Annotated in this window: 6 protein-coding genes; 3 read left to right on the top strand and 3 right to left on the bottom strand. The window is 58.9% G+C overall.

Annotation, left to right across the window (positions count from 1 at the left end):
• Window positions 1–55 precede the first annotated feature (55 nt).
• Together GOX21_RS20340 and GOX21_RS20345 are read right to left on the bottom strand one after the other, a co-directional pair.
• Window positions 56–628 (bottom strand): UbiX family flavin prenyltransferase, encoded by a 573-nt coding sequence (locus GOX21_RS20340; RefSeq protein ID WP_170379650.1) that lies wholly within the window; start codon window positions 626–628, stop codon window positions 56–58.
• Window positions 625–2,133, bottom strand: coding sequence for a UbiD family decarboxylase (locus GOX21_RS20345; protein WP_170379734.1), 1,509 nt, complete (start codon window positions 2,131–2,133; stop codon window positions 625–627). The genes GOX21_RS20340 and GOX21_RS20345 overlap by 4 nt, the downstream gene beginning before the upstream one ends.
• 126 nt (window positions 2,134–2,259) lie before the next feature.
• Here GOX21_RS20345 and ubiT point away from each other — a divergent pair, with 126 nt between their 5' ends.
• The 3 genes from ubiT to ubiV are packed head-to-tail and all read left to right on the top strand — an operon-like array spanning window position 2,260 to window position 4,680.
• Window positions 2,260–2,802 (top strand): ubiquinone anaerobic biosynthesis accessory factor UbiT, encoded by a 543-nt coding sequence (ubiT, locus tag GOX21_RS20350; RefSeq protein WP_170379648.1) that lies wholly within the window; start codon window positions 2,260–2,262, stop codon window positions 2,800–2,802.
• Window positions 2,802–3,779 carry a ubiquinone anaerobic biosynthesis protein UbiU gene (ubiU, locus tag GOX21_RS20355; protein WP_170379732.1) on the top strand — a complete coding sequence of 326 codons (978 nt, stop codon included), beginning with the start codon at window positions 2,802–2,804 and terminating at the stop codon, window positions 3,777–3,779. Before ubiT ends, ubiU begins: the two co-directional genes overlap by 1 nt.
• Window positions 3,780–3,783: 4 nt before the next feature.
• The gene (gene ubiV, locus GOX21_RS20360) at window positions 3,784–4,680 is read left to right on the top strand and encodes a ubiquinone anaerobic biosynthesis protein UbiV (protein ID WP_170379646.1); all 897 of its coding nucleotides are present in this window, start codon (window positions 3,784–3,786) and stop codon (window positions 4,678–4,680) included.
• A gap of 151 nt (window positions 4,681–4,831) precedes the next feature.
• On the opposite strand, the gene GOX21_RS20365 is transcribed toward ubiV, so the two are convergent.
• Complete coding sequence (locus tag GOX21_RS20365; protein ID WP_170379644.1) at window positions 4,832–7,618, bottom strand: bifunctional aconitate hydratase 2/2-methylisocitrate dehydratase; 2,787 nt, start codon at window positions 7,616–7,618, stop codon at window positions 4,832–4,834.
• Between the last annotated feature and the right edge of the window lie 330 nt (window positions 7,619–7,948).

A 7,948-nucleotide genomic window follows, 5' to 3' on the forward strand; every position in this document is an offset into this window, starting at 1 on the left:
GATTGCACCATAGTGGCAGAATTATGGATTCCGTAACGTCCAAATCGCGCCCTGTTCAGGCACCCGCATTCCAGCGCGCGGCGGTGGGCGCACTCAAACGCAGGGAATCAACAGCCCTCGCAGCAATCTGATCGATCACGTCATTCAGTTTTTGCGGCTTGAGGTAAAAGGCGGGCACAGGCGGCATGATCACGGCCCCCATTTCCGTTGCAGAGGTCATGTTGCGCAGATGCGCTAACGTCAACGGCGCTTCGCGGGTGAGCAGGATCAAAGGGCGGCGTTCCTTAAGCTGCACGCTGGCTGCTCGGGTCAGCAGGTTGTCGTCCAGACCCAACGAAATCGCTGCAAGCGTGCGCATCGAACAAGGCGCTACAATCATGCCCGCAACCGGGACCGAGCCGGAAGCGATACTTGCCCCCACATCGCCGGTGGCATGGTGCCGTGTCGCCAGATTGCACAGATCGTCCAACGCATCCGCGCCGCATTCCTGCGCCAACGTAAGATTGGCCGCAGGGCTGACGACCAGATCAATCTCAACCCCCAACCCCGACAAATTGCCCGCCACAGCAAGGCTTAGCGCTGCGCCCGATGCACCGGACACCCCCAATATGACACGGGCAGCGCTCATTGGCTCAGCCCCGGCATGATCCGGCCCAACAGATCAGCAGCAAAGGCCGCATCGGCATCCGAAGTTCGCATGACCTCACCCCATTCGCGGGAGGTTTCCGAGCCGATCTTGGTTGTGGCATCGATGCCCATCTTGCCCGCCAATCCGGGTTGGGGCGAGGCAAAGTCGAGGTAATCCATGGCAGTATTTTCCAGCAACATCACATCGCGCACAGGGTCCATGCGGGTGGCCAGCGCCCAGGCGATGTCGTCCCAGCTAGACGGATCGATATCGTCATCCACGGCCACGATCATCTTGGTATAGCTGAATTGCGGCAACATCCCCCAAAGCGCCATCATCACCCGCCGCGCCTGTCCGGGATAGCGTTTGTCGATACTGACAATCGCCATGCGATACGAACAAGCGGCAGGTGGCAGCCAGAGGTCACGCACTTCGGGTATCTGCGCGCGGATGGTCGGCAAAGACAGTCGGGTGAACACTTCGCCGATGATGGCAGGTTCATCCGGGGGGCGACCGGTATAGGTGGACAGGTAGACTGGTGCTTCACGATGGGTCACGGCGGTGACATGCATCACAGGAAACGGCTCGGCCGGGTTGTAGTATCCAGTGTGGTCGCCAAACGGTCCTTCGGGGGCGGTTTCGGTTGGGGAAACCCAGCCTTCCAACACAATCTCGGCGTCGGCCGGCACCAACAGTGGCACAGATTTGGCAGGTATCATCCGGGGTCGTGTGCCGTTCAAAGCACCTGCAAAACTCAACTCTGACACGGTTTCTGGCAGCGGCAACGCCGCTGACAACAGCGTTGCCGGATCAGCACCCAAAACGATGGCCACAGGCATTTTTTCACCACGCTGAACCCAGCTGCGATGATGCCCCGCCCCGCCGCGATGAGGCAGCCAGCGCATGATCAATCGGCTCCGGTCCAGAACCTGCACACGGTAGATGCCAGCATTGTATCGGCTGACATCCCCGGCATCGCTGTCATACGGGCGGGTCACCACCACGGGCCATGTGATCAGTGGCCCGGCATCGCCCGGCCAATGGGTCTGTACCGGCAATGCAGACAGGTCGACATCTGTCCCGGTGTGGACAACATCCTGAACCGCCGCCGACCGAACGGTTTTTGGGCGCGCTGCCAACGCCGCCTTCAGCATCGGCCAGCGTGACAGGGCATCGCGCAACCCATCCGGCGGCGCGGGGCTGCGCAGCGCCGCCAGAAAGGACCCCAATTCATCCAGGCCATCTGGCGTAACGCCCAGCCCGGCGGCGACACGCCGGGCTGTGCCGAACAGATTGACTACGACGGGAAAATCCAATCGGTCGCCCTGCGCCGTTACCGGGTGATCAAACCGCAGAACCGGCCCTTGTGCTTCCAAAACAGCGCGATGCACGGCCGTCATCTGGTGGCGCAAAGAGATGGGTTCGGACACCGCCTGGAATTGGCCGGTGCTTTCGCTCCAACCAAGAAAATCACGAAGGGTGGGAAATTTCGGTAAGGTGCGAATGGGACAGCTCCGGTAATCTGCCCTTCCCCTAACAACAATTTTGTCTCGCAGAATTGACAACAGTCAATTAACGGGCACCTGCACCCGCCTACGACAGCAGGACCTGCTAAACCGCCGGAGGTCAGTTTGTCCGATCCTCACATAACAATACCGCACTGCCCCGCCCCACTGGCGGCGGCGCTGCGGCTGGTACCGCTTGCACCCCTGTCCCTGTCGCTGACGGTTTTTGCGCGCAAGATCGCCCGCACCTCACCCGGCCTGTTTCAGCGCCTGGGCGAATACAGGCAGACCGATTTTGTACTCGACCCGGTCGACCTGCCGATTGTTCTGTGTCTCAATCCCAACGATGGTCGACCAAAGGTGACCCTGACTCGCGGTCGGGGGAAAGGAGTGGCCCGGATCTCGGGTCCGCTTGCGGCCTTGCTTGGTCTGGTACACGGGGCCTTTGATGGCGATGCGCTGTTTTTCTCGCGCGATCTGGTGGTTGAGGGCGATACCGGCGCCGCCCTCGCCCTGCGCAATGCCGTTGACGATGCCGAACTGGACCTGGCGCAGGAAGCGGCCAGACTTTCCGGGCCATTCGCGCGTCCAGTACAGCAGCTGATTGCCCTGGCCGAGCGTCAAACCGGCCTTTGCCTGACCCGACCCGAGGACGCAGTAGTATGGTGATGGAAATCGTCTGCCCGGCAGGAACGCCTGCCGCCTTGCGGGCCGCTGTTAAGGCGGGGGCACATACGGTCTATTGCGGTTTCAACGATGAAACCAACGCCCGAAACTTTCCGGGCCTCAATTTCAATCGCAGCGAAATGCGCGATGCTGTAAGTTTCGCCCATCAACACGGCTCAAAAGTGCTGGTTGCCATCAATACTTTCCCGCGCGCAGGGGATGAGGCGATCTGGCACAGCGCCGTAGCAGATGCCGAAACTTGCGGCGCAGACGCGGTGATCCTGGCCGATCTTGGACTGCTGGACCACACCGCCCGCACCCACCCTGGATTGCGACGGCACCTGTCTGTGCAGGCCGCCGCTGCCAATGCCGATGTAATCAATTTCTATGCAGACACGTTTGGCGTCAAACGTGTGGTCCTGCCACGCGTTCTGTCCGTGCCCGAGATTGCCGCCATCAATGCCGAAACCGAGGTTGAGACTGAGGTGTTCGTCTTCGGCGGCCTGTGCGTGATGGCCGAAGGGCGCTGTTCGCTCTCTTCCTATGCCACCGGGTTGTCACCAAACATGAACGGTGTCTGCTCACCCGCCAGCCATGTGGATTACTCAGAAGATCAGGGCGTTCTGGATGCGCGTTTGGGCGGTTATCTAATCCACCGGGTCGATAAGGGGGAACCGGCCCCCTACCCCACCCTGTGCAAGGGGTGTTTCACCGCAGGATCCCAAACCGGACATCTGTTCGAAGATCCGGTCAGCCTGAATGCCGAGCAGTTGATCCCGCAATTGCAAAAAGCGGGCGTTACGGCGCTGAAGATCGAAGGGCGGCAACGGTCGAAATCCTATGTCGCGCAAGTGGTGCGCAATTTCCGCGCGGCGGTGGATGCGCTTGAGGCCGGGCGCCCGATGCCCGAGGGCATGCTGGCCCGCCTGTCCGAGGGGCAGGCCATGACAACCGGCGCCTACAAGAAAACATGGAGATAACGCGATGGAACTGACAGTCGGGCCCAGCCAGTTCTTCTGGCCCGCCGATTTCTGGACCGGGTTTTATCAGGACCTGACCCAGTCTCCGGTCGATCGTGTGGTGATCGGCGAGCTGGTCTGTTCCAAACGCCTACCCTTCTACCAGGACCGCATCCCCGATGCGATTTCCGCGTTGATCGAGGCCGGGAAACAGGTTTCCCTCACCAGTCTTGCGCTGATCACGCTGAAACGCGAACGCAAACTGACCGCCGAACTGGCCGAAATGGGTGTGACGGTCGAGGTCAATGATTTGACCGCCCTGGCCCATCTGCCCAAGGGCTGCGCGTTCACGGTAGGACCGCTGGTTAATGTCTACAATGAAGGCACGCTGAACTGGCTGGCAGCCCGCGGCGCAAATCGAGTCTGCCTGCCGCCGGAATTGCCCCTGGAATCGGTTGAGGCATTGACGCGGGTTGCCAATGACCTGGATATCGCGATCGAGGTCTGGGGTCACGGCCGGTTACCGCTTGCCATCTCTGGCCGCTGCTATCACGCTCGCCTACATGGGCGCACCAAGGACAACTGCCAATTCGCTTGCGAAGACGACCCCGACGGGCTCGAGGTTCTGACCGGCGACGGCAGGCCCTTCATGGCAATGAACGGGGTACAGACCTTATCCGACAGCTATGCCTGCACCGACCATCAAATTGACCAATTGCGCTGGGTCGGAGTGTCAGCCTTGCGTCTGTCGCCACAATCCAAGGGGTTTGCGAAACTTTGTATACTGTACCGCCAGCGTCTGGATCAGACCTTGCCCCAAGGCGGTGTTGCAAAAGCGATCACGACGGAGGACCCCGCCCTGCGCCTAAGCGATGGATTCTTGACCGGCGCTTGCGGGGCGGACTGGTCAGGCACTTCCTGATTCTGTGCAACACTTCTATTGCTTGGCCCGGATTGCACGACATTGTTCCTGAGCGCACGGCCGCCCTAAGCTAGCCGAGCATCCCGGACGTCATATCTGGTAAAGAAGCGGGCCGGCCCAACCTGCGACAGGTGAACCGGCCGTGCAGAACTTAGAAATGGGCCGACTTGGTCCCTTCCGGCGCGACGGGCGGTGCGAACTTTGTCAGGTCGATGCCTTCCACGGCGGATTTGTACTCTTCGATCTTCGGCGTCCGGCCCAAAATCGCTGAGAGGACAACAACCGGGGTCGATGCCAGCAAGCTTTCGCCTTTTTTGTCCGGTGCATCTGCCACGACGCGGCCCTGGAACAGGCGGGTCGACGTGGCAAGAACGGTATCACCCTTAGCGGCTTTTTCTTGGTTGCCCATGCACAGGTTACAGCCGGGGCGCTCAAGATAGAGAATATTTTCGTACTCGGTGCGCGCCTTCTGTTTCGGGAACAGGTCGTCGAATTCGAAGCCCGAGTATTTCTCGAGCACTTCCCAGTCGCCTTCTTCCTTCAACTCGTCGATGATGTTGTAAGTCGGTGCCGCAACCACCAGCGGAGCCTTGAATTCGACCTTACCAGTTTCCTTTTCCAGGTTTTTCAACATCTGGGCGACAATCTTGATGTCACCCTTATGCACCATGCACGATCCGACAAAGCCCAGATCAACATGTTTTTCGGCATTGTAATACGAGATCGGACGGATCGTATCGTGCGTGTAACGCTTTGACACGTCGGCATTGTTGACGTCCGGGTCGGCGATCATCGGCTCGACGATCTGATCCAGATCGACAACAACCTCAGCAAAGTATTTCGCGTTGTCATCGGGTGTCAGAGCAGGCTTTTCACCCGACTTGATCTCGGCAATGCGTGCATCAGCGATGTCGATCAGCTTTTGCAGCATCCCGTTTTCATGCTCCATACCCTTGTCGATCATGATCTGGATGCGCGACTTGGCCAGTTCCAGCGAACCGATCAGGGTCTCGTCATTCGAGATACAGACCGAAGCCTTGGCCTTCATCTCGGCCGTCCAGTCGGTGAAGGTGAACGCCTGGTCTGCCAACAGCGTACCGATATGCACTTCGATCACGCGGCCCTGGAACACGTTGTCGCCATGCTGTTCCAGCATCTGCGCCTGGGTGGCATGCACCACGTCGCGGAAATCCATATGCTCAGCCATCTTACCCTTGAAGGTCACCTTGACCGATTCCGGAACCGGCATCGAGGCTTCGCCGGTGGCCAGCGCCAGTGCCACAGTACCCGAGTCGGCACCAAAGGCCACGCCTTTGGACATCCGGGTATGGCTGTCGCCGCCAATGATCACCGACCAGTCATCCACGGTGATATCGTTCAGCACCTTGTGGATTACGTCCGTCATAGAGTGATAGACCCCTTTCGGGTCACGACCAGTGACAAGGCCGAAGTCGTTCATGAACTTCATCAGACGAGGCGTATTTGCCTGAGCTTTGGCATCCCAGACCGACGCGGTATGGCAACCCGACTGATAGGCTCCATCAACGCTGGGTGCCACGACGGTGGCGGCCATCGCCTCAAGTTCTTGCATGGTCATCAGGCCGGTGGTGTCCTGCGAACCGACGATGTTGACCTTCACACGTACGTCCGAACCGGCGTGCAGGGTCTTGCCTGGGGTTGAGCCCACGGCATTCTTGTTAAAGATTTTCTCGACCGCGGTCAGGCCCTGACCTTCGTGGCTGACTTCTTTCGACGGTGCAAACACCAAAGGTGCCTCAACACCCAGCGTCTCGGCCGCAAGTGCCTGCAGTTTCTTGCCGAAGACGATGGCGTAGGATCCGCCGGCCTTCATGAACTCTACTTTTTGCGGAGTGAAGGACGAAGGCACGTCAACCAGTTCTTCGCCATCTTCACTCAGAAGCTTTTGCGTTTTGGTGTTGATCTTCAGAACCGTGCCGGTTGCGACCGAATACTTCTCTTCAAGGATCGGGTTGCCGTCATTGTTCAGGATCGCGTTGCCGTCTTCATCCACCTTCTTGACCCAGTTTTTCAGGTCCAGACCGATACCGCCGGTCACGCCCACGGTGGTCAGAAAAATCGGTGAAATGCCGTTGGTACCCGCAACGATCGGCGCGAAATTGACGAATGGCACGTAGGGGCTGGCCTGCTTACCGGTCCACAGCGCCACGTTGTTCACGCCCGACATCCGGGACGAGCCCACACCCATGGTGCCTTTTTCCGCGATCAGCATGACACGCTTGTCGGGGTGCTGCAGCTTCAGTGCTTCGACCTCCTGCTGCGCCTTATCCGAGATAAAGCACTTGCCGTGCAACTCCCGGTCAGCCCGCGAATGCGCCTGATTGCCCGGCGACAACAAGTCGGTCGAGATGTCACCCTCGGCCGCGACATAGGTTACGACTTCGATTTCTTCGTCGATCTCTGGCAACTTGGTAAAGAACTCTGCTTTGGCATAGCTCTCCAGAACGTCCTTCGCGATAATATTTCCAGCTTCATAGGCCGCCTTGAGACGGTCGGTATCGGCGTCGTACAAGAAGACCTGCGATTTCAGCACCTCGGCGGCCTGATCCGCAATCGAGGCATCCGTACCCAGTGCCAGGTCCAGCAGAACCTCAACCGAAGGACCACCTTTCATGTGCGACAGCAGCTCAAACGCGAAAGGAACCGAGATCTCTTCGACCTCAGCTTCGCCCAGAATAATCTCTTTCAGGAATTTGGCCTTTTCACCGGCAGCGCTGGTTGTACCAGGCAGCGTGTTATAGATGAAAAAGTTCAGCGCCCCGTCCCGGTGTTCGCTTGCCACATCCTTGATGTGGGCGACGATCTCTTTCACCAATGCGCCGTCGTCGATGGGCTTGGGGTGCAGCCCTTGTCCTTTGCGGGTTTCGATCTCGCTGAGGTAATCTGTATAAAGGCTCATGGCTGTTCCGGCTGTTAGCGTTTCGTGTGGGTGCCTACCGGGTTTTCAGCGGGCTGACCACTGCCGGTATCGAATTGTATGCGGCGGTATACTAATTTTTCTAAGACTTCAAGTGACCATCTGAAAAATGCGATCACAAAGTCCGGTATGGGCCGCAGTTCAGCGGAACCAATAGTCCCACCCGTCTAGGTAATACCCTGCCGCCACATGGGTCTGCAGCGTGTTGGGCTTGGCCGCAACGCGGTCCATATCGGCACCAAACACCTGTACGGCCTGCCAGACTTCGGGTGTCAGATAACTCAGCCCATCCGGCACATCCAAACCTCGCCC

Source organism: Ruegeria atlantica (genome assembly GCF_013032005.1).
GTDB lineage: Bacteria > Pseudomonadota > Alphaproteobacteria > Rhodobacterales > Rhodobacteraceae > Ruegeria > Ruegeria atlantica_A.

What these genes read in the sequence shown, in the direction of transcription:
- GOX21_RS20340 (WP_170379650.1), bottom strand. Translation starts at nt 628, where the DNA reads ATGAGCGCTGCCCGTGTCATATTGGGGGTGTCCGGTGCATCGGGCGCA.
- ubiU (WP_170379732.1), top strand. Translation starts at nt 2,802, where the DNA reads ATGGAAATCGTCTGCCCGGCAGGAACGCCTGCCGCCTTGCGGGCCGCT.
- GOX21_RS20365 (WP_170379644.1), bottom strand. Translation starts at nt 7,618, where the DNA reads ATGAGCCTTTATACAGATTACCTCAGCGAGATCGAAACCCGCAAAGGA.
- ubiV (WP_170379646.1), top strand. Translation starts at nt 3,784, where the DNA reads ATGGAACTGACAGTCGGGCCCAGCCAGTTCTTCTGGCCCGCCGATTTC.